The organism is Mycobacterium sp. IS-3022 (assembly GCF_001500065.1).
Taxonomy (GTDB): domain Bacteria; phylum Actinomycetota; class Actinomycetes; order Mycobacteriales; family Mycobacteriaceae; genus Mycobacterium.
In genome coordinates, this window is the sequence record NZ_LQIN01000034.1 from 186,106 (window position 1) to 208,742 (window position 22,637).

Annotated in this window: 28 protein-coding genes; 13 read left to right on the top strand and 15 right to left on the bottom strand. The window is 68.3% G+C overall.

Annotated features, from left to right (window positions below; genetic code table 11):
- Nucleotides 1–3 precede the first annotated feature (3 nt).
- Nucleotides 4–375, top strand: a complete 372-nt coding sequence (locus AU188_RS18060) for a VOC family protein (RefSeq protein ID WP_059164996.1) — start codon at nt 4–6, stop codon at nt 373–375.
- Nucleotides 376–379: 4 nt separating this feature from the next.
- Here AU188_RS18060 and AU188_RS18065 read toward each other — a convergent pair whose 3' ends face one another.
- The 3 genes from AU188_RS18065 to AU188_RS18075 are packed head-to-tail and all read right to left on the bottom strand — an operon-like array spanning nt 380 to nt 2,235.
- Nucleotides 380–685, bottom strand: coding sequence for a DUF3349 domain-containing protein (locus AU188_RS18065; protein WP_059165039.1), 306 nt, complete (start codon nt 683–685; stop codon nt 380–382).
- An 11-nt stretch (nt 686–696) separates the two neighbouring features.
- The gene (locus AU188_RS18070; protein ID WP_059164995.1) at nt 697–981 is read right to left on the bottom strand and encodes a hypothetical protein; all 285 of its coding nucleotides are present in this window, start codon (nt 979–981) and stop codon (nt 697–699) included.
- Nucleotides 982–993: 12 nt separating this feature from the next.
- Complete coding sequence (locus tag AU188_RS18075) at nt 994–2,235, bottom strand: inorganic phosphate transporter (RefSeq protein ID WP_059164994.1); 1,242 nt, start codon at nt 2,233–2,235, stop codon at nt 994–996.
- A 223-nt stretch (nt 2,236–2,458) separates the two neighbouring features.
- On the opposite strand from AU188_RS18075, the gene AU188_RS18080 reads away from it, so the two are divergent.
- Together AU188_RS18080 and menE are read left to right on the top strand one after the other, a co-directional pair.
- Nucleotides 2,459–2,761, top strand: a complete 303-nt coding sequence (locus AU188_RS18080) for a DUF3349 domain-containing protein (RefSeq protein ID WP_059099483.1) — start codon at nt 2,459–2,461, stop codon at nt 2,759–2,761.
- Nucleotides 2,762–2,802: 41 nt separating this feature from the next.
- Nucleotides 2,803–3,936 carry an o-succinylbenzoate--CoA ligase gene (menE, locus tag AU188_RS18085; protein ID WP_286137554.1) on the top strand — a complete coding sequence of 378 codons (1,134 nt, stop codon included), beginning with the start codon at nt 2,803–2,805 and terminating at the stop codon, nt 3,934–3,936.
- Nucleotides 3,937–3,940: 4 nt separating this feature from the next.
- Here the strand turns inward: menE and AU188_RS18090 are convergent, their stop codons facing one another.
- On the bottom strand, nt 3,941–4,282 hold the full coding sequence (locus tag AU188_RS18090; protein ID WP_059099484.1) for a DUF3140 domain-containing protein: 342 nt from the start codon (nt 4,280–4,282) through the stop codon (nt 3,941–3,943).
- 89 nt (nt 4,283–4,371) lie between these two features.
- On the opposite strand from AU188_RS18090, the gene AU188_RS18095 reads away from it, so the two are divergent.
- The 4 genes from AU188_RS18095 (at nt 4,372) to AU188_RS18110 (ending at nt 8,216) form a co-directional block, all read left to right on the top strand.
- Nucleotides 4,372–4,986, top strand: a complete 615-nt coding sequence (locus AU188_RS18095; protein WP_059165037.1) for a pyridoxamine 5'-phosphate oxidase family protein — start codon at nt 4,372–4,374, stop codon at nt 4,984–4,986.
- Nucleotides 4,987–5,065: 79 nt separating this feature from the next.
- The gene (locus AU188_RS18100) at nt 5,066–6,421 is read left to right on the top strand and encodes a hypothetical protein (protein WP_059164993.1); all 1,356 of its coding nucleotides are present in this window, start codon (nt 5,066–5,068) and stop codon (nt 6,419–6,421) included.
- A 51-nt stretch (nt 6,422–6,472) separates the two neighbouring features.
- Nucleotides 6,473–7,741 carry a molybdopterin-dependent oxidoreductase gene (locus AU188_RS18105; RefSeq protein WP_059164992.1) on the top strand — a complete coding sequence of 423 codons (1,269 nt, stop codon included), beginning with the start codon at nt 6,473–6,475 and terminating at the stop codon, nt 7,739–7,741.
- Nucleotide 7,742: 1 nt separating this feature from the next.
- Nucleotides 7,743–8,216 carry a hypothetical protein gene (locus AU188_RS18110; protein ID WP_059164991.1) on the top strand — a complete coding sequence of 158 codons (474 nt, stop codon included), beginning with the start codon at nt 7,743–7,745 and terminating at the stop codon, nt 8,214–8,216.
- Here AU188_RS18110 and AU188_RS18115 read toward each other — a convergent pair.
- Genes AU188_RS18115 through AU188_RS18125 form a run of 3 tightly spaced genes read right to left on the bottom strand, consistent with a single transcriptional unit; the run spans nt 8,213 to nt 10,157 of the window.
- On the bottom strand, nt 8,213–8,842 hold the full coding sequence (locus tag AU188_RS18115) for a methyltransferase domain-containing protein (RefSeq protein ID WP_059164990.1): 630 nt from the start codon (nt 8,840–8,842) through the stop codon (nt 8,213–8,215). The genes AU188_RS18110 and AU188_RS18115 overlap by 4 nt on opposite strands.
- Nucleotides 8,842–9,504, bottom strand: coding sequence for a TIGR04282 family arsenosugar biosynthesis glycosyltransferase (locus tag AU188_RS18120; protein WP_059164989.1), 663 nt, complete (start codon nt 9,502–9,504; stop codon nt 8,842–8,844). Before AU188_RS18120 ends, AU188_RS18115 begins: the two co-directional genes overlap by 1 nt.
- On the bottom strand, nt 9,501–10,157 hold the full coding sequence (locus AU188_RS18125) for a glycosyltransferase family 2 protein (protein ID WP_059164988.1): 657 nt from the start codon (nt 10,155–10,157) through the stop codon (nt 9,501–9,503). Before AU188_RS18125 ends, AU188_RS18120 begins: the two co-directional genes overlap by 4 nt.
- 103 nt (nt 10,158–10,260) lie before the next feature.
- Between AU188_RS18125 and AU188_RS18130 the strand changes: the two genes are divergently transcribed.
- From AU188_RS18130 to AU188_RS18140, 3 genes are read left to right on the top strand one after another with little or no spacing between them, the layout of a single operon-like run.
- Complete coding sequence (locus AU188_RS18130; protein ID WP_059164987.1) at nt 10,261–10,962, top strand: response regulator transcription factor; 702 nt, start codon at nt 10,261–10,263, stop codon at nt 10,960–10,962.
- Nucleotides 10,962–11,984: a sensor histidine kinase gene (locus tag AU188_RS18135; RefSeq protein ID WP_059164986.1), complete on the top strand. Its 1,023-nt coding sequence runs from the start codon at nt 10,962–10,964 to the stop codon at nt 11,982–11,984. Before AU188_RS18130 ends, AU188_RS18135 begins: the two co-directional genes overlap by 1 nt.
- Nucleotides 11,985–12,043: 59 nt before the next feature.
- Nucleotides 12,044–12,496, top strand: a complete 453-nt coding sequence (locus tag AU188_RS18140; RefSeq protein ID WP_059164985.1) for a nitroreductase/quinone reductase family protein — start codon at nt 12,044–12,046, stop codon at nt 12,494–12,496.
- A 51-nt stretch (nt 12,497–12,547) separates the two neighbouring features.
- On the opposite strand, the gene AU188_RS18145 is transcribed toward AU188_RS18140, so the two are convergent.
- Genes AU188_RS18145 through AU188_RS18165 form a run of 5 tightly spaced genes read right to left on the bottom strand, consistent with a single transcriptional unit; the run spans nt 12,548 to nt 16,536 of the window.
- Nucleotides 12,548–13,675: an NAD(P)H-dependent flavin oxidoreductase gene (locus AU188_RS18145; RefSeq protein WP_059164984.1), complete on the bottom strand. Its 1,128-nt coding sequence runs from the start codon at nt 13,673–13,675 to the stop codon at nt 12,548–12,550.
- Between the two features lie 13 nt (nt 13,676–13,688).
- On the bottom strand, nt 13,689–14,504 hold the full coding sequence (locus AU188_RS18150) for an alpha/beta hydrolase (protein WP_059164983.1): 816 nt from the start codon (nt 14,502–14,504) through the stop codon (nt 13,689–13,691).
- Nucleotides 14,504–15,535, bottom strand: coding sequence for an NAD-dependent epimerase/dehydratase family protein (locus AU188_RS18155; RefSeq protein ID WP_059164982.1), 1,032 nt, complete (start codon nt 15,533–15,535; stop codon nt 14,504–14,506). Before AU188_RS18155 ends, AU188_RS18150 begins: the two co-directional genes overlap by 1 nt.
- Nucleotides 15,532–16,308, bottom strand: a complete 777-nt coding sequence (locus AU188_RS18160; RefSeq protein ID WP_059164981.1) for an S-methyl-5'-thioadenosine phosphorylase — start codon at nt 16,306–16,308, stop codon at nt 15,532–15,534. Before AU188_RS18160 ends, AU188_RS18155 begins: the two co-directional genes overlap by 4 nt.
- 3 nt (nt 16,309–16,311) lie before the next feature.
- Nucleotides 16,312–16,536: a hypothetical protein gene (locus AU188_RS18165; RefSeq protein WP_059099497.1), complete on the bottom strand. Its 225-nt coding sequence runs from the start codon at nt 16,534–16,536 to the stop codon at nt 16,312–16,314.
- Between the two features lie 44 nt (nt 16,537–16,580).
- On the opposite strand from AU188_RS18165, the gene AU188_RS18170 reads away from it, so the two are divergent.
- Nucleotides 16,581–17,462 carry a 1,4-dihydroxy-2-naphthoate polyprenyltransferase gene (locus AU188_RS18170; RefSeq protein ID WP_059164980.1) on the top strand — a complete coding sequence of 294 codons (882 nt, stop codon included), beginning with the start codon at nt 16,581–16,583 and terminating at the stop codon, nt 17,460–17,462.
- A 112-nt stretch (nt 17,463–17,574) separates the two neighbouring features.
- Here AU188_RS18170 and AU188_RS18175 read toward each other — a convergent pair whose 3' ends face one another.
- Together AU188_RS18175 and AU188_RS18180 are read right to left on the bottom strand one after the other, a co-directional pair.
- The gene (locus AU188_RS18175) at nt 17,575–18,675 is read right to left on the bottom strand and encodes a DUF1214 domain-containing protein (RefSeq protein ID WP_059164979.1); all 1,101 of its coding nucleotides are present in this window, start codon (nt 18,673–18,675) and stop codon (nt 17,575–17,577) included.
- A complete protein-coding gene (locus AU188_RS18180) occupies nt 18,672–19,247 on the bottom strand; it encodes a TetR/AcrR family transcriptional regulator (RefSeq protein WP_059164978.1) in 576 nt (191 codons plus the stop codon). Before AU188_RS18180 ends, AU188_RS18175 begins: the two co-directional genes overlap by 4 nt.
- A gap of 97 nt (nt 19,248–19,344) precedes the next feature.
- Here AU188_RS18180 and AU188_RS18185 point away from each other — a divergent pair, with 97 nt between their 5' ends.
- On the top strand, nt 19,345–20,526 hold the full coding sequence (locus AU188_RS18185; RefSeq protein WP_082686690.1) for a sulfotransferase family protein: 1,182 nt from the start codon (nt 19,345–19,347) through the stop codon (nt 20,524–20,526).
- On the opposite strand, the gene AU188_RS26000 is transcribed toward AU188_RS18185, so the two are convergent.
- On the bottom strand, nt 20,523–21,686 hold the full coding sequence (locus AU188_RS26000; RefSeq protein WP_082686688.1) for a restriction endonuclease: 1,164 nt from the start codon (nt 21,684–21,686) through the stop codon (nt 20,523–20,525). The genes AU188_RS18185 and AU188_RS26000 overlap by 4 nt on opposite strands.
- Here AU188_RS26000 and AU188_RS18195 point away from each other — a divergent pair.
- The gene (locus tag AU188_RS18195) at nt 21,631–22,632 is read left to right on the top strand and encodes an AAA family ATPase (RefSeq protein ID WP_059164976.1); all 1,002 of its coding nucleotides are present in this window, start codon (nt 21,631–21,633) and stop codon (nt 22,630–22,632) included. The genes AU188_RS26000 and AU188_RS18195 overlap by 56 nt on opposite strands.
- Nucleotides 22,633–22,637 lie beyond the last annotated feature (5 nt).

Sequence of the window (22,637 nt, forward strand, 5' to 3'; positions counted from 1 at the left end):
GCCATGGAAATTCTGGCCAGCCGGATGCTGATTCGGCCGGCGGACTATCAGCGGTCGCTGGCGTTCTACCGCGACGAGCTGGGCTTGGCCATCGCCCGCGACTACGGTGCGGGCACCGTGTTCTACGCCGGGCAGTCGCTGATCGAACTCGCCGGCCACGGCGGACCGCGCGCGGGCGGCACGATGTGGTTGCAGGTCCGCGACGTCTACGCCACCGAGAAGGAGCTCTCGGGTCGGGGCGTGCCGATCACGCGGGAAGCTCGACAGGAGCCGTGGGGACTGCACGAGATGCATGTCAACGATCCCGACGGTGTCCTGCTGATCTTCGTGCAGGTGCCCGAGACCCACCCGCTGCGTCGCGACTCCCGGCAGTAGGGTTTCAGCGCGACGGGGTGGCCAACGGCCAGCCGACCGACGCCAACCGTGACGCAACCTGGTGCATCTCTTCAGGATTCGGCTCCTGGGCGGTGACCCGGTGGATCGCGTCGCGGATCTCGCCTTCGGTCACGGTGTCGGCGGTGGCACCCCTGAGCACGGTCTGCGCGGCGCTGACGACCTCGTCTTCGGTGAGCGACCGCTTCAGCAGTGCGAGCAGGGGGAAGTAATCCTTCGGCGGCACACCGTCCGGGTAGCCGCGACGCAGCCACGAAAGCACGTTGTCCAACACGTTGAGGTTCTCTGTCATGGTGTCGCCGTTCATTTCTCGGGCATGAAGGGGAACAGGTCGATACCGGTGTGGTGGATGATGGTGGACCGGGTGATCCACAGCACCGCGGTGACGATCACCCACCCGACGAACACGAACAGCGCCACGCCAAGGTACTTGCGGACCGGGTTGGGTGCACTCACGGTGCCGTCGGCGGACTCGTCACCCGCTCCGCCGGAGAAGGCCACCAGTCCCGTCGCGAACAGCGCGGGCAGGCCCGCCCCCAGCACCAGTCCCACCACCAGTACCTTGAGGATGCTCTCCAGATAAGTCATCGAGTTCCTCCGCTACACCGTCGCCGCGGTCTTGATCTGCGTCTCGCGCAGTTCGGCGGGGACGACGGAGTTGGTGGCGTCGTCCCAGTCGGCGTTGACGTTGTTGTGGTCCACCTTCTGCTGCTGGGCCCGCCACCACATGTAGAACGAGAGCCCAACGAGCGCGAGGAAGATCAGGCCGTCACCGGCGAGGCCGGACCCGGTCAGCGTCTTCACCCCGTGCGACAGCCAGAATGAAAGCGCGCCAACGAATCCCGCGGCGGGCAGCGTGATCAACCAGGCGACGGCCATCCGCCCGGCCACCGCCCACCGGACGTCGGCGCCCGGCTTGCCGACGCCGCTGCCGAGGATCGATCCGGTGGCGACGTGGGTGGTCGACAACGCCATGCCGGCGGCGCTGGAGCTGAGAATGATTGCGGCCGAGGATGCTTCGGCTGCGAAGCCCTGCGGGGAGTCGATCTCCACAAGCCCCTTGCCCAACGTGCGGATGACGCGCCAACCACCGAGATAGGTGCCCAGACCGATCGCGACCGCACAGCTGAAGATGACCCAGAACGGCAGGCCGTTCTCCTTGACGTCGCCGCCGAGGTGGCCGGTGGTGATGAGCGCGAGGGCGATGACGCCCATCGTCTTCTGCGCGTCGTTGGTGCCGTGCGACAGTGCGACCAGCGAAGCGGTCGCGATCTGACCCCAGCGGAAACCTTCGCGACGGCGACTCACCGCCACCTTGCGGGTGATCCGGTACACCAGCCAGGTGCCGCACGCGGCCACCAGGCAGGCGATGACCGGCGCGGCGACCGCGGGGATGAGCACCTTCTGCGTGATGCCGCTCCAGTTGACGCCTGCGGCGCCGAGCGCGGCGAGGCCCGCGCCGATCAGCCCTCCGAACAGCGCGTGCGACGAACTCGACGGGATGCCGAACAACCATGTCAGCAGGTTCCACAGGATCCCGCCGATCAGCCCGGCGAAGATGATCGTCAAACCCGTCGAGGCATCGATCGACGGCAGCAGCGCGCCGCTCTTGCCGTCCTGCACGTTGAGCACCGACGTGGTCACCGTGACCGCGACCTCCACCGACAGGAACGCGCCGACCAGGTTGAGGACACCGGCCAACAGCACAGCGGTCTTGGGCTTGAGGGCACCGGTGGCGATCGACGTCGCCATCGCATTGCCGGTGTCGTGGAAGCCGTTGGTGAAGTCGAATGCCAATGCGGTCGCGATCAACAGCACGAGGACGATCAGCTCGGTGCTCACGGCGCTAATTCTGCGGCCCCGGCGGCCCTTTCGCCTAATTCATGGCCACTTTCGAGGGGCGTGTCGAGCAGGGAATTCGCCGTCCTGGGCAATCTGTTCATCGATTGTTAACCCGACGGCGGTCGGGTGTTTGCCGACGGCGTCGGACTCGACTTGTTCGGGCTCGCACTAGCATCATCCAATCGGCAGCGGGTAAACCCGATGCGACACGCGGGAGGGCACAGTGACGAAGTTTCTGGCCAGGATTGTCGCGTGGATCACAGCGGGTTATCCCGAGGGGGTGCCCGGGCCGGACCGGGTGCCGCTGTTCTCGCTGCTGCGGCGACGGCTCACCGACGACGAGGTGAGGACCGTTGCGATGGAGTTGAAGCGGACGGGCGAGTTCGACGACGCCGACATCGGCGTGCTGATCACGTCGATCATCGACGCGCTGCCCACGCCGGAGGATGTCGAGCGGGTGCGCCAGCGACTGGCGGTGCGGGGCTGGCCGCTCGACGACCCACGCGATCCGGAGGACGACCCATAACCGTCCTGACACCGGTCGCGGTCGGTTCGGGTGCCGCCGCCCTGTCGCTCCTGCCCACGGTGCAGGAGATGCTCGCCGGACGCGCCAGCATCCTGCCGGTGCCCGCCGACGATGAGCGCGAATCATCGCTGCTGTCAACGTCATTGCGTGCCGGCGCCGAGGTAGACGACGACGTCGCCGTCGTGGTCTCGACATCAGGCACGACCGGAACCCCCAAGGGCGCGATGCTCACCGCCGCGGCGTTGACCGCCAGCGCCGAGGCCACGCACCATCGGCTCGGCGGCCCGGGCCAATGGCTGCTCGCGCTGTCGGCGCATCACATCGCCGGCTTGCAGGTGCTGGTGCGTAGCGTCGTCGCTGGGACCACGCCAGTAGCGATCTCGCCGAGTTTCGATGCGGCTGAACTGGTTTCGGCCATAACGGCGTTCGGACCTGGGCGGCGCTATGCCTCACTGGTGGCCGTGCAACTCGACAAGGCGCTGCAGGATTCGGCGGCGACGGCCGCTTTGGCGGGCCTGGACGCCGTACTGGTCGGTGGCGGGCCGATGCCCGCCCCACTCGCTGAAAAGGCTGTAGCAGCAGGTATTTCGGTGGTGCGGACGTACGGCATGAGTGAGACCGCCGGCGGGTGCGTGTACGACGGTGTGCCGCTGAACGGGGTGCGGGTCCGGATCGTCGACGAAGCCGCGCAGTCGGCGACATCAGACCGAGGCCGGATCGTCCTGGGCGGACCGACGCTCGCGAAGGGCTACCGCAATCCGGTGGCTCCCGACCCGTTCGCTGAGGCGGGCTGGTTTCGCACCAATGACGTTGGCGCCCTTGATGCGTCGGGGCGGCTGACCGTGCTCGGCCGGGCGGACGACGCGATCAGCAGCGGCGGGCTGACCGTCATCCCGCAGCTCGTCGAGACCGCGGTGGCCGGGCATCCGGCGGTCGCCGAATGCGCGGTGTTCGGGGTGCCCGACGAGCGGCTGGGCCAGCGGGTGGCCGTGGCCGTGGTGCTCGCGCCCGGCTGCGACGCGCCCACGCTCGCAGAACTCCGCGCGCACGTCGGGTTGATGCTGGACGTCACGGCGGCGCCCCGCGAGGTTCACGTCGTCGACGAATTACCGCGGCGCGGCATCGGCAAGATCGACCGACGAGCGCTCGCCGCCCGGTACTCCGCCTCGGACTAGATGGTCACGGCGCGGGCTTGAGGGGATCATGGCCGATCGTCATCAGCCGGTGCCGCCAGTTCTCCTGTCCCGCGGTGGGCTCGAGGTCGTCACGGCGTTCGGCGTGGATACGGTCGACCACCTTGCGCATCACGCGTTCGTCCTCGTCGGTCAGGTCGCCGCGCCGCTTCTGCAGCACCTCCAACACCGCGCGGCCGGTCTGCGTGCCGGCCTGGTCCGGCATCTCCTCGGAGTCCTCGCCGGCCGACCGTGTGCGCAGCCAGTCCATCAGTTCCCGCGAGGTCATGTTGACCACCCGGTGGAACTCCTCCCAGAGTGCGGGGTCGACGTCGACATGATGGGCCATCACTCTCACCTCCGCGGATCGGCTACCCGGCGATCGGGGGAGCTAACCCGATCCGATGGTGGGCGAGCATGATCGAGCATGATGAAGCGATGCGTCGTGAAGTCAGCACCGTCGAGCAGTTGCGATCGATCGTCGGGCAGCCGGACCGCTATGTCGCCACCAAGGTCCAGGACAGGCTGTCGCCGGTCCAGCGGGACTGGCTTGCGCACACGCCGTTGGGTTTCGTCGCGACGACGGATGCCCGCGGCCGCGTCGACGTGTCGCCGAAGGGTGATCCGCCCGGATTCGTCCACGTCATCGACGACACCACGATCGCGATTCCCGAGCGGCCGGGCAACAAACGTGTCGACGGCTACCTCAACGTCCTGCAGAACCCGCATGTCGGCACGCTGTTCCTGATTCCGGGCCGCGGCGACACGCTTCGGATCAACGGCACGGGCAGAATCCTCTCCGACGCGGACTATTTCGATGCGTTGGCCGTGAAAGGAAAACGACCGATCCTGGCGCTGGAGGTCGCGATCGAAGAGGTGTTCTTCCACTGCGCCAAAGCGTTTCTGCGTTCGGACGCATGGGATCCGACGACCTGGAACCCGTCGGCGCTGCCGAGCGTTGCGCAGCTGCTCAAGGCGATTCGGTACGACTGGAGTCAGGCCGAACTCGACGAGTACTACAGCGAGGAGAACACCCGCAGCCGCCTGTACTGACGCCCCGGCGATTCGGGTGTAGACACTCGCGGTGAGCGCAACCAACTACACCGAAATCACCAGTCATTAGGGTGGCGGAATGCGGACAGGACGCAGGGAGGCGGTGGCCGTCGCCGTCGGCGTGGCGCTGGTCGTCGCGGCGTTCGTCGTACCGCACCTGCGTCTGGGCATCGTCACCCCGCTGATCAACGCGACGCCCAAGCGCCTCCACGACTACGCCGACACCGCGCCGATCTTCGGGTGGTGGGACGCACACGTCGGGTGGGGCACGCTTCCGGTGATTCTGATCGGCGCGGCGGCGGTGCTGTGGGGGCCGTCGCTCGCGCAGCGGCTGCCGTGGCGCGCGGTCCCGTGGATCACCTGGCTCACGTCATGCGCGTGGGCGTTCTCGCTGGCGATGGTCGACGGCTGGCAGCGCGGCTTCGCCGGGCGACTCACCGCCCGGCACGAGTACCTGCGACAGGTGCCCACCGTCACCGACATCCCGGACGCGCTGCGCACCTTCGCTGACAGAATCCTTGACTATCAACCGGATTCGTGGATAACCCATGTATCGGGGCATCCGCCGGGCGCGCTGCTGACGTTCGTCTGGCTGGACCGAATCGGGTTGGGCGGCGGCGCGTGGGCGGCTCTGCTGTGCCTGCTGGTCGGCTCCAGCGCCGCCGCCGCAATCGTGGTCGCGGTGCGCGCGCTGGCCGACGAGAAGACCGCCCGGTTGGCAGCGCCGTTCGTCGCCGTGGCGCCGACGGCGATCTGGATCGCGGTGTCGGCCGACGGCTACTTCGCGGGCGTGGCGGCGTGGGGTATTGCGCTGCTGGCGCTGGCCGTCGCGCGAACGACGCATTGGCCGGCGCTGGCGGCCGTGGGCGCCGGTCTGCTGCTGGGCTGGGGCATTTTCCTCAACTACGGGCTGGGCCTGATGGTGCTGCCGGCGCTTGCGGTGCTGCTGTGCGCGGCGGACCGGCCGGCCTCGCTGCGCGCGGCGGCGCCGGCGATCGTCGTCGTCCTCGTGGTGGTGGGAATTTTCGCCTTGCTGGGATTCTGGTGGTTCGACGGCTATCACCTGGTGCAGGAACGGTATTGGCAGGGCATCGCCAACGACCGCCCCTTCCAGTACTGGGTCTGGGCGAATCTGGCCTCCGTGGTGTGTGCGATCGGCCTGGGCAGTGTGGCCGGCATCGGCAGGGCGTTCGACATCGCCGCGATTCGACGTCGATCCGGCCTGCACATGCTCCTCGCGGGGGCGCTGCTGGCGATCGTGTTCGCCGACCTGTCCATGCTGAGCAAGGCCGAGACGGAACGCATCTGGCTGCCGTTCACCATCTGGCTGACCGCTGCGGGCGCGCTGCTGCCGCCCCGGTCACACCGTTGGTGGCTGGCGGTCAACGTAGTGGGCGCCTTGCTGCTCAACCATTTCATTCTGACGAATTGGTAACGGCCGCGAGCCAAGCTTCTACCTGAGGCCGCACGGCTGGACTCTGGTGTCATGGGCTTGATCGACCGACCGCGGCGGCGGACGTTGATCCGCTGGCGCAGTCCGCTGCGCGGGTTGTGGTTGACATCGGTGTTCGGCGCGGTCCTGCTGATCGGTCTGCCGGTGGTGATCGTCACCGGCCTGCTGTCGTACATCGCCTATGGGCCCCAGTTCGGTCAGGCCATTCCGGCGGACGTCGGCTGGCTCAAGTTGCCGACCTTCGACTGGCCCACCGACCCGGCGTGGCTGTATCGGCTCAACCAGGGTCTGCATGTGGGGCTGGGTCTGGTGCTGGTGCCGGTGGTGCTCGCGAAGCTGTGGTCGGTGATCCCCCGGCTCTTCGCCTGGCCGCCGGCGCGCTCGATCGCTCAACTGGCCGAACGTGTTTCGTTGCTGATGCTGGTCGGCGGTGTGCTGTTCGAGATCGTCACCGGGGTGCTGAACATCCAGTACGACTACATCTTCGGGTTCAGCTTCTACACCGCGCACTACTTCGGTGCGTGGGTGTTCATCGCCGGATTTGTGGTACACATCGCGATCAAGATTCCGCGGATGTGGGCGGGGCTGCGGTCACGGTCGATGCGCGCGGTGCTGCGGACGTCGCGCGAGGACACCGTCGCGGACCCGTATACGCCCGACGGGTTGGCGCCCGCCGACCCCGATCCCGCGACGTTGAGCCGTCGCGGTGCGCTGGCGCTCGTCGGCGGCGGCGCCGCGTTGGTCGCCGTGCTGACCGCCGGGCAGAGCATCGGCGGGTGGACCAGGCCCGCCGCGCTGTTGCTCCCTCGCGGACGGACCCGCGGTGACGGACCGAACGACTTCCAGGTCAACAGGACCGCGGCCGCAGCGCGGATCACCCCCGACCTGACCGGCGAGCGCTGGCGCCTCTTCCTGACGGGCGGACCGGCGCCCGTCGTGCTGGACCGAACGATGCTGACCGAGATGCCCCAGCGCACCGCCCGCCTGCCGATCGCCTGCGTCGAGGGCTGGTCGACGACCGAGACCTGGACGGGCGTACCGCTGCGCGACCTCGCGCGACTGGCTGGTGTGCCGGAACCCGCGTCGGCGTTCGTGCAGTCGGTGGAACGACGGGGTGCCTTCAATCGCGCGACCCTGCAACGCAATCAGGTCCTGCACCCGGACGCCCTGCTGGCGCTGAAGGTCAACGGCGCCGACCTGTCACCCGACCACGGGTTCCCAGCCCGGATCATCGTTCCTGCGCTACCCGGTGTGCACAACACCAAGTGGGTGGCGAGCATCGACTTCAGGCCGGTGGATTGACATGCGCGCCCGGCGTTTCCGCGACGTGTACGGATCGAATCCGTTGCACCTGCTGACACTGCTCGCCGGGTTCGCGTTGTTCGGGTATGTGCTCGCCACGATCACGCCCGCGGCACTGTGGAACTCCCGCACGTGGTGGCAGTCGATTCTGGTGTGGTTCGCCGCGTCGGTCGTCGTCCACGACCTCGTGCTGTTTCCGCTGTACGCGCTGGCCGACCGGATCCTGCAGCGTGGCACGCGAATTCCGCGGCTGCCGGTGCCGCTGCTGAACTACCTGCGGGTCCCTGCGCTCGGCTCGGGGCTGACACTGCTGCTGTTCCTGCCCGGGATCGTCGAGCAGGGTGAGCCGACCGTGCTGGCCGCCAGCGGACAGACTCAGGACCCGTTTCTGGGGCGATGGTTGCTGTTGACCGCCGCGATGTTCGGAGCGAGCGCGGCCGTCTACGCCATCCGGCTGGCGATGAGCAGGCGCTAGGACAGCGTCAGGCTCGCGACCACCCGGTCGCCGATCGGATGGACCCTGGTCAACACCAGCCCGGCGTTCTCGGCGACCTCGGCGGCGCAGTCGATGCCCACCGAGGCCCACTGGAACCAGGGGCCCACCGTGCGTGACGACTCCAGCCGAACCCAGCCGGTGCGGATACCGTTTGTCAGCGCCTCGAACTCGGCGATGCAGCGACCGCCACGGCGCAGCAATTCCGCCGCCCTGCGCAATACCCGCAGCGGGTCACCACCGAGGCCCACGTTGCCGTCGGCCAGTAACACGGTCTGCCACCGACCGGTCGCAGGCAGCTGCCCGAACACGTCCCGGCGCAACACCGGAGCGCCGTTCCGGCGGGCCAGGCCGACAGCGGTCGCGGACTGGTCGACACCCAGTGCGGGAACACCGCGTCGGATCAGCTCGATCACCAACCGGCCTGGGCCGCAGCCTAGGTCGATCGTCGGACCTTCACACAGGTCGACGACGGCACGATCGAACCGGCCGTCGGCATGCGCACCGCCGATCCAGTTGTGCACGGGGAGGTTTCGCACCTCACCGTCGTCGTGGCGGATCCAACAGCGCTCACCGTCGAGGGCGCGGTCGTAGAGGTGACCGAGCATCAGGCCCGCACCGCCTTGGTCGCCTGAGCGAACCGACTGTACGGCAGGCACTTTCGGCGCACAACGTCGATGTCGTCGAGGGTGTCGAAGTCCTCGAGCACGTCGACCATGGCAACGTCGACCCCGTCGCCGCGCAACGCCGCGAGGGTCATCGCACCGGTGTCGGGCCGCGACATCGGCACCGTTCGCAGGCAGTCCGCCATGGACGGCCGCGAGACGCCCAGCACCCACCATCCGCCGTCCTCGGCGAAGCCGAGCACCGCGTCGGTGTCGACCAGGATCCGGCCGCAGTCGGTAAGCAGATCAGCGCTCACCTGCGGGGTGTCCATCCCGATCTGCAGGACCGGGATACCGGTGGACGCGTCGGCGTGTGCGTTCGCCAATCGTTCGGCGAAGTCGGCGCCGCGTTGGGCCAGGACGGTGAAGTCGGCTAAGCGACAGCTTATTTCGTCGCCTCGGCTCGCGCGCTCGAGGTCGCCGGTCATGGCGACGACCCGGCGCTCGACAGGCGCGGAGGCCACGGCGTCGAGGGTGTCGAGCAGCGCGGCGGCGGCGATGTCCGCGGCGGCGGTGGCACCGATCGAGGCCGCGAGGCGGGTCTTCGCCAACCCTGGCACCGGCGCCTTGGCCACGACCAGCACGGTCACCGGGAGCACGGTCACGAGATCACCCGCCAGAAGTCCAGGGCCGCCACCGCGCTGCCGCGAACCGATCCGCTGACCTTCGACTTGCCGCCGGTGCGCGCGCCGTAGTCGACATCGCGCTCGACGACGCGCCAGCCCGCGGCCGCGGCCCGGACGAGCAGCTCGAGCGGATACCCGGAGCGGCGATCGGTGACCCCGAGTTCGAGCAGCGCATCGCGGCGTGTGACGCGCATCGGCGCGATGTCGTGCACCGCCAGGCCGTGGCGCCGGCGCAGCCGCCAGCACACCGCCGCGGTGCCGAGCCGGGCATGCCACGGCCACTTCACGCCCGGCACCGGCCGGCGCCGGCCGATCGCCATGTCCGCGCCGCGGTCGAGCTCCTCGACCAGTGCCGGCAGGTCACCCGGGTCCAGTGAGCCGTCGGCGTCGAGGACCGCCACGATCGGCGTCGCCGCCGCCACCACCCCGGCATGCACCGCAGCGCCGTAACCGGGGCGCTTCTCGGTGACCACGTCGGCACCGTGCCGCAGCGCCACCTGCGCGGTTGCATCGGTGCTGTTGTTGTCGACCACCAGCGGCCGGTATCCGGCCGGCATCGCCGCGAGCACGCCGGGCAGTGATTCCGCCTCGTCGAGGCACGGCAGCACCACGGTCACCGGACAGTCGGGCATGGTGTCGAGGCTAACCACCAGCCCGTGACCCCAACCAGCCGATTGATGACGAATCCGTGACATCGGCGCAGGTAGTGGCCGCATCGGGCTAGTCTCGGGAAGTGTGACGCGCGTTTTGATCGCCGACGACGACACCGTCGTGCGCGATGTCGTGCGTCGCTATCTCGAACGCGACGGGCTCGACGTGGCGATCGCCCACGACGGGACGGAGGCGCTGCGGTTACTCGGTTCCCAGCGCATCGACGTCGCCGTGCTCGACGTGATGATGCCCGGCCCGGACGGGCTGACACTGTGCCGCACCCTGCGTCAGCGCGGCGGCTACACGGTCCCGGTGATTCTGTTGACCGCGCTCGGCGAAGAGGACGACCGGATCGCTGGCCTGGAGGCCGGCGCCGACGACTACCTCACCAAACCGTTCAGCCCGCGCGAACTGGCGTTGCGAGTGCGCTCGGTGCTGCGGCGCGCACCCTCGCCTGCGGCAACGCTTCCGCTGAACGTCAGCGTCGGCGGTCTGACGGTGTCGACGGCGGCGCGCACGGTGACCGTCGAGGGTGCGCCGGTGTCGCTGACCAACCGCGAGTTCGACCTGCTGCTGTTCTTCCTCACCCACACCGACGTGGTGTTCAGCCGCGAAGAACTGTTGAAGCGGGTGTGGCACTGGGATTTCGGCGATCTGTCGACGGTGACGGTGCACGTCAAACGGTTGCGTTCCAAGCTCGGTGACCACCATCGGGTGCAGACGGTCTGGGGTCGCGGCTATCTGTGGAGCGGCGAAGCGCGCTCACCGGAAGGGCAGAGCGCCTAGTGCCGACCGACCTGTGGGAGATCACCGGGTTGGCGTTGGCGTGCTCGGTCCCCGTGGTGCTCGCCGGCGCGCTCGTCATCCGCCTGGCCCGGTCCTGGTCGCTGGCGGTGAGCATGGTGGCGCTGGTGCTCATCCCGGTGTTGGCGACGTTCACCGGCGTGCTCGGCGCCAGCGGCTTCATGATCACCGAAACCTTCGAGCAGACCGCGATCGTCTTGGTGATCGTCGCGGTGGTGACGATCCCCGCCGCGGTGATGCTGGCGCGGTATCAGGCCCGCCGCACCGTGTGGGAACAGGAGATCCGCGAGTCCGAACGGGCCGCCGAACACTCGCGTCGCAGGCTGGTCGCGTTCGTCAGCCACGACCTGCGCACCCCGCTGGCCGGGATACGGGCGGTCTCCGAGGCGATCGCCGACGGTGTGGTACCCGACGCCGAAGTGCGGGTGCACGCGAAAACCATTGAGCACGAGTCGGTTCGACTCTCCGAGATGGTCGACGACCTGTTCGAGATGTCGAAGATCAACGCGGGTGCCGTCCAGCCGGTGTTCGACAAGGTCGCGCTCGACGAGGTCGTCGACGATGTCCTGACCGCCCACCGGATCGCCGCCGAACGTGCAGGGGTGGCGTTGTCGGTCGACCTGCCCGCGACGCCCGTGCGGGTGCTGGGCAGCGACCGCGCCCTGGTGCGGGTGTTGTCCAACCTGGTCGCCAACGCGATCGCGCACACGCCGGCAGGAGGCCGGGTGTCGCTGGCGCTGGGATCCGACGAGAACGGCGCGTGGGCACGTGTCGACGACACCGGTGTCGGTATCGACGAGGCGGACCTGCCGCGGGTGTTCGACGTCGCGTACCGCGGCTCGAACGACCGAGTTCCACGGGCCGACTCGTCGCTGCCCAGCGGTTCGGGGTTGGGACTGGCGATCGCCGCGGGTCTGGTGCAGGCGCATCGCGGCACGCTGTCGGCGCGCAACCTGGGCACCGGCGCGCGGTTCGAGGTGCGATTGCCGCTGGCGGCCGACTAACGCTTGTTTTTGAGTGATCACTCAACTAATGTCGGTGACCTCATACTCAGGAGGTTGCGATGGCAACGAGAAGTGCCGGCAGGGCGGTTCGGAAGTTCAGGCTGGAACGGCAACTCGGCCGCGTCCTGATGAACCCGGTGGTCGCCGCGCTCGACCGCGTGGGCATCCGGTCGTCGCTGGTGGTCGACTTGGAGACGATCGGCCGCAGGACCGGTGAACCCCGCCGCGTGCCGTTGGCCGGCCGCGCCGACGACGCCGGCGTCTGGGTGATCTCTCAGCACGGCCGCCGCGCCGGCTGGGCCCACAACATCGCGGCGAATCCGACGGTGCGCGTGCGCATCAACGACGAATGGCGGACCGGCACCGCGACGTTCGAGCCCGACGACGACGTCCGCGCACGAGCCCGCAGTTTCGGCGGAGCGGGCAAGCTCAGCCAGTCGGCCACCGCGCTGACGATGCGCGCGATGGAGAGCGACCCGATCTCGGTGCGGATCACCTTCGCCGACGAGTGATTTCGGTGTACTTGGTTGCGCAGACCGCCTCTGACTACACCGAAATCACCACTAGTCGGGTAGCGAGTTGCTCAGGCGTTCGGTCGCGGCGACGTAGTCCTCGATGAACTCCCGCACGACTTCTCGAGCGGGTTTGACCTTGTTCATCAGCCCGACGCCCTGTCCGACGAAATACGTCGCCAACGCCTGGGCACCCGGATGGCCCTGCGAGGCGAGCACGTCGATCCGGCGGATGACCGGCTCGGACAGCATCGACTGCAACGGCAACGGCAACGGCCGCTGACCGCCGTCGTTCGGCAGCCACGCTTGTGTCCAGTCCGAAACAAGCTGGCGCGCAGGCTTTCCCGTCCTACCCGCCGAACGGACGGTATCGCGCGACGTCGCGGCCAGAAACTTCTGCTTGGTGTGGGGCGCGGTCTCGGCCTCTTCGGTGGTGAGCCACACCGATCCGGTCCACGCCCCGTCGGCGCCCATCGCCACCGCCGCCGCCATCTGCCTGCCCGTGACGATCCCGCCCGCAGCGAGCACCGGAACCTCGGACCCGGCAGCCGCCACAGCCTCGATGACCTCCGGCACCAACACCAAGGTTGTCACCTCGCCGCAGTGCCCGCCGGCTTCGGTGCCCTGCGCCACGATCAGGTCGACGCCGGCGTCCACCTGTTTGACGGCGTGCTCCTTGGCTCCCACCAGCGCCGCGACCGGGATGCCGCGCTCCTTGCCCGCCTCGATCATGTAGACCGGCGGAACACCGAGCGCGTTGGCGATCAGCTTGATCGGATGGCTCATCGCCACGTCGAGCAGATCCTTGCCGGTGTTGCCGGACAGGATGGGCGGACCGGTGCGCGGCGACGCCTCCGGTTCGATGTCGTGGGCCGCCAGCAGTTCGGCGATGAAGCCGCGGTACTCGTCGGGGATGCGGGCGGCGAGGTCGCCGGTCGACAGCTTCTCCCCCTTGCCCTCGAATTTGGCGGGCACGATGATGTCCAGGCCGTACGGCTTGCCGCCGACGTGGTCGTCGATCCACGACAGTTCCTGGTCCAGCAGCTCTGGGGTGTAGGCGGTCGCGCCCAGCACGCCGAAACCGCCGGCATTGGTCACCGCGGCAACGACGTCACGACAGTGGCTGAACGCGAAGAGCGGGAAGTCGATACCGAACTGTTCACAGATGGCGGGTTTCACACCACCAGTATCACTAAGTCATACCTGTATCCGAGAGAAACCTCCGGATCTCGTCGAGCATCTGCCGGCCGACGAGCAGCTCGAGGTCGTTGTGTCCGGCGCCCGCGACCAGCACGTACCGCTTCGGTTCGTTGGCGGCGTCGTACAGCCGGCGGCTCATCGGCTCGGGCACGACGTCGTCGCGATCCCCCGCGATCACCAACAGCGGTACCCGTACCGACGCGATGCGGTCGATCGACGGGTAGCGGTCCGTCAGCAACCAACGCACCGGCAACCACGGGTAATGCACCGCGCCGACGTCCGGCAGCGAGGTGAACGGTGAGCGCAGCATCAGCGAGCGCGGCGGCCGTTCCACGGCGAGCCCGACAGCGACTGCGGCGCCGAGGGATTCGCCGAAATAGGCGATCTCCTCGACGCCCGGCTGCGCGGCCAACCAGTTCTGCGCGGACCGCGCATCGGCGGCCAGGCCCTCCTCCGACGGGCGGCCCGCATTGCCGCCGTAGCCGCGGTAGTCGAACAGCAGCACCGAGCAGCCCATCCGGTTCAGCGCCGAGGCCAGCGGCACGCGCATCGACCGGTCGCCCGCGTTGCCGTTGAACACCAGTACGGCGGGAGCGTCGCCCTCGACCGGGAAAAACCAACCCGCCAACCGGATTTCGTCGTCGGTCTCGATCACCACGTCCTGCCCGTTGGGCAGCATGGTGGCGGCGGGCGGCAGCGGACCCGGCGACGGGAAGTAGATCAACCGTCGCTGCTGAGACCACAGGAGACCGATCAGACCCGCCGCCACGAGCGTGACGATAACGAGTATGCCGACCGTCCGGCGCATCAGGCCCGCAACGGCGCGAATGCGAACTCGCGTAACCCGTCACGTGGGTCCACCGCCGCCTGGAATCCCAGCAGCCGAGCCGCTTTGGCGGGGTCCGCGACGATATGGCGGACGTCGCCGCTGCGGTACTGCCCGGTGACCACGGGCGGTGCGTCACCGCGTGTTTCGCACAGCTCGGTGGCCACCTCCAGTATCGAGATCGGCCGTCCCGAACAGATGTTGAACGCGCCGAAACCGTCCAGCCCGGAGTCCACGGCCGCCACGTTGGCCGCTGCCACGTCGTCGACGTGCACGAAGTCACGCATCTGCCCGCCGTCTTCGAAAACCCGTGGTACATCGCCTGATTCGAGTTCCGACCGGAAGATCGCCGCCACACCGGAATACGGGGTGTCGCGCGGCATGTACGGACCGTAGACGTTGTGGTACCGCAGGGCGGTGACGGCACCGCCGACCGCCTCGGCCCAGGCCAGCGCGTACTGCTCCTGTGCCGTCTTGCTGGCCGCATAGAGGCTGCGGGGCCGCAGCGGCGCGTCCTCGCCCACCAGCCGCCACGCCACCAGCGCCCCGCACAGCGGGCACCGATGCTCGAACACGCCGGCGTCGAGGTCGGCGCGGGTGCGCGGGTGCGGGTCGACCGGCCCGTGTTCCGGGCAGTCGTAGCGGCCTTGGCCGTACACGACCATCGACGACGCCAGCACCAGCCGCTGACAGCCCGCGGTGAACATCTCGGCCAGCAGCACCGCGGTGCCGTAGTCGTTGTGGCTGGCGTACGCAGGCGCGTCGGCGGCGTTCACGCCCGCTCCGACCACCGCCGCCTGATGGCACACCACGTCGACGCCTTTCATCAACGGCGCCACCGCGGACGCATCGCGAATGTCGATCACCTCGCAGTCGGCGGGTGCCTCGGCGCCGGGCCCGTGGGCGGCGGGCAGCATCGCGTCGACGGCGATCACGTCGTGGCCGGCCTCGCGCAGCGCCGCGTCGACCCGGGCGCCGATGAAACCGGCCGCGCCGGTCAGCAAAACTCTCACGGGAGCTCGAACGGCAGTCGGACGCCCTCATGCGCCCGGCAATGCGTACAGGAATTGACCTCGGGTGTGCTTTCTATCGCCTCGTGCACGAGCTTCTTGAACGGCACCATGTTGCGCTCGAATTCGGCGAACACGTCGACCGCCCGCACACCGGCGCCGGCCTCGATGCCGGCGTCCAGATCGGTCACCAACGCTATTGCGGCATAACACATCTCGAGCTCACGCGCCAGCGCCGCCTCGGGATAGCCGGTCATGTTGACCAGCGTGAAGCCCTGGTTCGCGAACCACCGGCTCTCGGCGCGGGTGGAGAACCGCGGCCCCTGCACCACCACCATGGTGCCGCCGTCGACGACACCGGGCAGGTCGGCGGCCGTCGCGCGCAAGGTCGGGCAGTACGGGTCTGCGAAAGCGACGTGGATGCCGCCCGAGTCGAAGTAGGTGTCGGCGCGGCCGCTGGTGCGGTCGACGAGTTGATCGGGCACCACCATGGCGCCCGGTCCTAGCTCAGGAGTGAGGCTGCCGACCGCGCACGGGGCGAAGATGCGTCGCACACCGAGTGCGCGCAGCGCCCACATGTTGGCCCGGTACGGCACCGTGTGCGGGGAGAACTCGTGGTTGACGCCGTGCCGCGGCAGGAACGCCACTTCGTGTTCGCCGACGGTGCCCACGGTGATCGGGGCGCTCGGCACGCCGTACGGGGTGTCGAGGTTGACGCTGCGCGCGTCGGGTCCGAAGAAGCTGTAGAAACCGCTCCCGCCGATGACTCCGAGCACGGTCTACGTGGGCGGTTGATCGTCGACTTCGTCGAGCCGTTGCGACGCGAGGCGCACGGTGTCGCGGATCTCGAACGCGTCGGTGGCGAAGCCGCCGACGGCGTTGGCGACGTCCTTGACCGCGGTGGTGATGATCGAGACCACCTCACCGACGGTCGATACGCCGGAGTCGAAGATCTCCTGCACGGCGTCCTTGCGAATCTCCGCCTTGCTGAGTCGGTCCTCCATGCGCTCAGTCTGCCACGGTCCGGGCCCGTGGGAGACTGGCGCTCGTGGCCACATTCGCCCAGTGGGTCGAAGGCGCGCGACCGCGCACCCTGCCCAACGCGATCGCGCCCGTGATCGCGGGCACGGGCGCCGCGGCCTGGCTGCACGCCGCCTGCTGGTGGAAGGCGCTGCTGGCGCTGGCTGTGGCCGTCGCACTGATCATTGGCGTGAACTACGCCAACGACTACTCGGACGGGATCCGCGGTACCGACGACGTTCGGTCCGGGCCGCTGCGGTTGGTCGGGTCGAAGGTCGCCACGCCGAGGGCGGTGCTCACGGCCGCGGTGCTGAGCCTGGCCCTGGCGGCGGTGGCCGGCCTGGTGCTGGCGGCGGTGAGCGCGCCGTGGCTGATCGCGGTCGGCGCGGTGTGCATCGCGGGGGCGTGGCTCTACACCGGAGGCAAGCGGCCCTACGGATACCTGGGGCTGGGTGAGATCGCGGTGTTCGTGTTCTTCGGGTTGGTGGCCGTGCTCGGCACGCAGTACACGCAGGCGCTGCGGATCGACTGGGAGGGCGCTGCGGTCGCTGTCGCGATGGGCGCCATGTCGTCGGCGGTCCTGGTGGCCAACAATCTGCGCGACATCCCGACCGACAAGGAGTCGGGCAAGATCACGCTGGCCGTGCGACTCGGCGACGCCCGGACCCGGTTGTTGTATCAGGCGCTGATGGTCGTGGCGTTTGCGTCGACGTTGGTGCTGATGCTCGCGACGCCGTGGGCAGCCGTCGGTTTGGTGGCGTTGCCGCTCGCGGTGCGCGCGGCCGCGCCGGTCCGTAAACGCCTCGGCGGCGGGGAGTTGATCCCGGTGCTGCGCGACACGGGGCTGACGATGCTGGTGTGGGCGGTCGCGGTGTCCTTGGCGCTCTGGCTGGCTGGAGATGTTCTTTGAACGGTCCTATGGGCGAGATTGCAATGAGGGCTGTGGAGTAGGCGGCTCATGGCCCAACAACCCTGAATGCAATCTCGGCCGTAGCCGCGGAGGAGGCAGTCCCTGTACCGGCCTACGTAACGGTCGTCGGGGCGTCGGCGGCCTTGACCAACTGGACCTCGGGCCGGGCGGGCAGCGCATCGGCGAGGAACCACCGGAACGCCAGGTTGCCGCGCGGATAATCCACCGTGGTAATCGAATTCGGGTGCGCGGTCATCCCGCGCGAGATGACGACCGTGACTGATCCGTCGGAGTTGGGCACCGCGCTGTAGCCGTTGACCGATGTCCTGGCGTCGGTGACGCCGGCCATGAACTGGTTCCACACCACGAGGTTCCAGAACCGGCACGCCGGCGGCCGGTGCGTGACGACCAGCGCCTCGTCCTCGGAGAGCACGAAGCTGCCGTAGGCGTAGCAGGCGTCACGCGCCGACCAGCCGAAGTTCGCGTCGGGCACCTGGTACGGATCTGCGAATTGGTTTGCCACTTGCGATATTTCGTGGCCGAGAGTGTGATGGTCGTCGCCCCGCACGCCGACCGCCAGCGGCACGATCGCGAACATCGTGCGCAGCCACGCCGCACTGGCCCGTAGCGCGGCCGCGGTCTCCGCGTCGCCGTGGCGGATCGGGTCGGGCTCGTCGAGCGCCTCGATCCGCCACGCCACCGGCCTGCCGGTCAGCGGGTCGGCCTGGTAGTCGCGGGTCACCAGCACCACGCCGTCGTCGGTGGGCCCGTAGTCGAACGAGAAGTTGCCGTCGCGGTCGATGTCCACGTCGTCGTCGCGGACGATGGTCACCACGCGGTCGGACCACGCGCCGGGTGACGGCTCGTTGTAGGCGGTCACCGAGAAGTACACGCTGTCGCCCTTGTTACCGCTGATGCGGTAGCGGCGCTTCGGGTCGACCGGGCACATGAAGTACCAGGCGTCGGTGTTGTCGCCGCCCCAGCGGCGGTCGCGACGGAACGGGGTGTTGAGCTCGACCCACTGCGGCCGGCTCGGCTCGGCGAACAGGTAGGTGTCGAACGCGACCCCGAGCGTGGTGGCCAGCATGCGGTAGCCGTCGGCGACGTGGCGGTCGTCGGCGACGGCGCGATCCCCCTCGAGGAAGCTGCGGTCCAGCCCGCCGAGTGTGTCGAGCAATTCGTGCCACGCCTTGGTGGATTCGTGGTCGGTCATGCGCTGAGTCCTCTCGTGATGAATTCGGCGGTGCGGTCCACCCACCCGTCGTCCAGACCGTCGCCGCGGGTGATCAACGCCATGAACGTCATGCCCGCCACCGCCTCGACGACCTCGGCGGCCGATACGTCGGGCCGGACTTCCCCGCGCGCGACGGCCGCGTCGAGTCGGTCGGTCAGCCCGCGTGACAGCACGTCGGCGAAGCGTTCGAGCAGCGCCACGTGCAGTGTCGGGTTCGCGGCCATCTCACCGACGAGCCCGGGCAGTGCGGCCCGGGCGGCGGGGGTGGTCAGCACGCCGGCCGTCCGGCGGACCATTTCGCGGATGTCGCCGGGCAGCGATCCGGTATCGGGAAGTTCGGTGGCGGTGCTGACCGGAAACACCGCCTCGTGCACGACGTGTGCCTTGCCCGGCCAGCGGCGGTAGATCGCGGGCTTGCTGGTTCCCGCCCGACGAGCGATCGCCTCGACGGTCAGGTCCGCGTAACCGGTCTCGCCGAGCAGCTCGACCGTCGCGCGCAAGACGGCGCCGTCGATGCGTTTGTCACGAGGTCGCCCGATTTCCGTCGTCATTACGAAACTGACAGTAACATAACTCGCTGTGACCGACACCACAGCACCCGCGCCCGTCGTGCTCGACGACCTCGCCGAGCCCCGCTTCCCCGCCGAGATGGAGCCGCTCCGCGAGATGATGGCCGCGATGGCGCCCGACTGCCCACTCGACGCCGACGCGCTGCACGCCAAGGCCAGCGCCGAGACCGGGCTCGACGACTTCGGAGCGGACGACTACCGCGAGCGCCTCGACGTGTTTCTCGCTGCGCTGCAGGAGATTCCGGGCCTGCACGATGCGGGCGTCGTCAACTTCCACGCCCAGCTGCTGCAGTGGCTGAAGAACCGTCTGCTGCTGACCGACCTGCTCGCCCGGCACCCCGAGATCCACGACATCGAGTTGGCGCCGCCGGTCGTCATCGCCGGTCTGCCGCGCACGGGCACGACGCATCTGCACAACCTGCTCGCCGCCGGGCGGACCTTCCGGACCATCCCCTACTGGGAGAGCAACGAGCCGTTTCCGCTGCCGTCGGAGGCCGGCATCGAACCGGACCCGCGGCGCACCCGGATGGACGCCGCGGTGGAGTTCATGAATGCCGTGATGCCGCACTTCGCGCTGATGCACGAGATGACGACCGACCATGTGCACGAGGAGATCCAGCTGCTGGCCAACGACTTTTCGACGATGTTGTTCGAGACGCTCGGGCACGTACCGCGGTGGCGCGATTATTACCTGGCCCACGACCAGACGCCGCACTACGAGCACCTGGCCACCCAGCTCAAGGCGCTGCAGTTCCTGCGCGGCGGCAGGCGCTGGCTGCTCAAGTCGCCGCAGCATCTCGAGCAGTTGCCCGTGCTCGACCGCGTGTTCCCCGGCGTGGTGGTGATCGCAACCCATCGCGATCCGGTGCCGGTGGTGTTGTCGATGCTGGCGATGCTCACGTACTCGGCGCGGATGCACTGCGCGCCGGTGCCGGTCGAGCAGATCGCGGCGTGCTGGGTGGACCGGCTCGAGCTCATGCTCAACGCGTTGGTCCGCGACCGCGATGTCATCGGACCGCAGCGCTCGATCGACGTTCGCTTCGACGATTTCATGGCCGACGAAATCGGGACCGCCGCAAGCGTTTACGAGTTGGCCGGTGAGCCACTCACCGATGAGGCGCGCGCCGCGATGGCCGACTATCTGGCCGGGCACCAACGCGGCCGGCTGGGCCGGGTCGCGACGTCAGCGGAGTTGTTCGGACTGGACCCCGAAGACCTGCGACGGCGGTTCGCCCCCTACGTCGATCGATTCCTGGCTTAAGCGGCCTCGTCGAGCAGTCCGACGATTTCTTCGCGCAGCCGATCCGCATCGACGTGCTCGGTGATCAGCCCGACGGCCGAGCGGTCACCACTGCGCAGGATGCCCAGGACCACGTGTTCGCAGCCAATCGTCGAATCCTTGTGCGCCAACGCTTCTCGCAACGCGAGTTCGAGCGCCTTCTTCGACGCCTTGGTGAACGGAAGGTGGCCGTATCGGCGCCTGCGCCAACCCGACTTGCGCAGCGCATTGTTCCAGGCGTCCTCACCGAAGGTGCGAGCGATCTTGTCCCGAACGGCGTGCAGGTCGATCCCAATGGCGCGCAACGCTTCTGCGTCGTCCTCGAATGTCGGGTCGTCCAACAATGCCGTACTGATCCGGCCACGAATTACTTCAGCTTCCAGCCCGAAGTCGCTGAGCATCGTTGCGAGATGATTCCCAGCGGATTGCACGACGCCGAGCACAAGATGGACAGGTTGGACTCCCTCGGAATGGAGGTCTCGCGCTTCCTCTCGGGCGAGAATGAGAGCGAGCCGCCCGTCGCGCGTGAACCGATGCCACTCACGCGGTCGTCGAGAAAACAAGGTGTCGAGTTGTTCTAGATCGGTTCCGCGCTGGTGGATATAGCCAACGGCAAGTCCGGTCAACTCAACTCCGTCGATGAGTCGACACTTGTGGCGCTCAGCAAGCGCGACCGCCGCGGCGGAAAACGACCCATTAGAGATCACCATCGTGGACGTACAGCCATACATCGCTGCCCCAGCGACCACTTGCTGAACCGCTGCGAGGCCGACGACACCAGTCAAACGCTTGCATTGCACTGCGACCACTTCGCCGCCCTTAACTGCCACGAAGTCGACACCGTAATCGCCCGACAGCTTTGTACTGCGAACCACGTATCCGTGGTGATCAAGTAACCCTGCGATGTATCGCTCGAATTCGAGACCAGACTCCCACGTTGTCACACAAATCGCCTCCTGCTTGATGAATCTCAACCACAGGCTGAGTACCTGATGCCAGGTTTTCACGCAGGTCCGACAACCGAACTGGTGTGTCGATACCCTGGCCCGGGTATCCGCATCCGGCAGCCGGACCCGAAAGGCATTCATGACCGCAGCACGGACACGCATCGACCAGCACGATCTCGCGGAGGCGCAGCGCATCGTCGCCGCTGTCTCCGACGCGTTCTCGGCCAAGGTGGTCGGCCAGGAGAATCTCCGCGAGTCGTTGCTGATCGGCCTGCTCGCGGGCGGCCACATCCTCATCGAGAGCGTGCCGGGGTTGGCGAAGACGACCGCCGCGCGCGTCATCGCCGAGTCCATCGACGGCGGGTTCCGACGTATCCAGTGCACACCGGACCTGCTGCCGAGCGACATCATCGGCACCCAGGTGTACGAGTCGGCGACCAACTCGTTCGTCACCCAGCTCGGCCCGGTGCACACCAACATCGTGCTGCTCGACGAGATCAACCGGTCCAGCGCCAAGACCCAGAGCGCGATGCTCGAAGCGATGGAGGAACGCCAGACCACGATCGCCGGCACCGAGTACCCGATTCCCGAGCCGTTTCTGGTCATCGCGACGCAGAACCCCGTCGACCAGGAAGGTACCTATCCGCTGTCCGAGGCGCAGACCGACCGGTTCATGCTCAAAGACGTCGTGCACTACCCCTCCGCCGAGCAGGAGGTGGAGGTGATGTTCCGGATGGACGCCGGGCTGTACGACAAGAACCACCGCAGCAGGCCGGTCGCCGGTCTCGACGCGGTTCGGCGGCTACAGGACGTCGTGCGCCACATCCACATGGACCGCGCGCTGATGCACTACGCCAGCCAACTGGTCGGCGTCACCCGCGAACCCGACCAGCACCTGCCGCGCCAACTCGCCCGGCTCATCGAATACGGTGCCAGCCCGCGCGCCACCATCGCGTTCTGCAACGCCGCCCGGGCGCTGGCCCTGCTCTCCGGCCGCGCCCACGTCATTCCGGGCGATATCGCCAAGCTGGCCCACCGCGTGCTGCGGCACCGGCTCATCCTCGGCTTCGAGGCCGCCAGCGCGAACGTCACCCCCGAGCTGATCATCGACGCTGTCCTGCAAGCGGTTCGAGTCCCGTAGGGCCG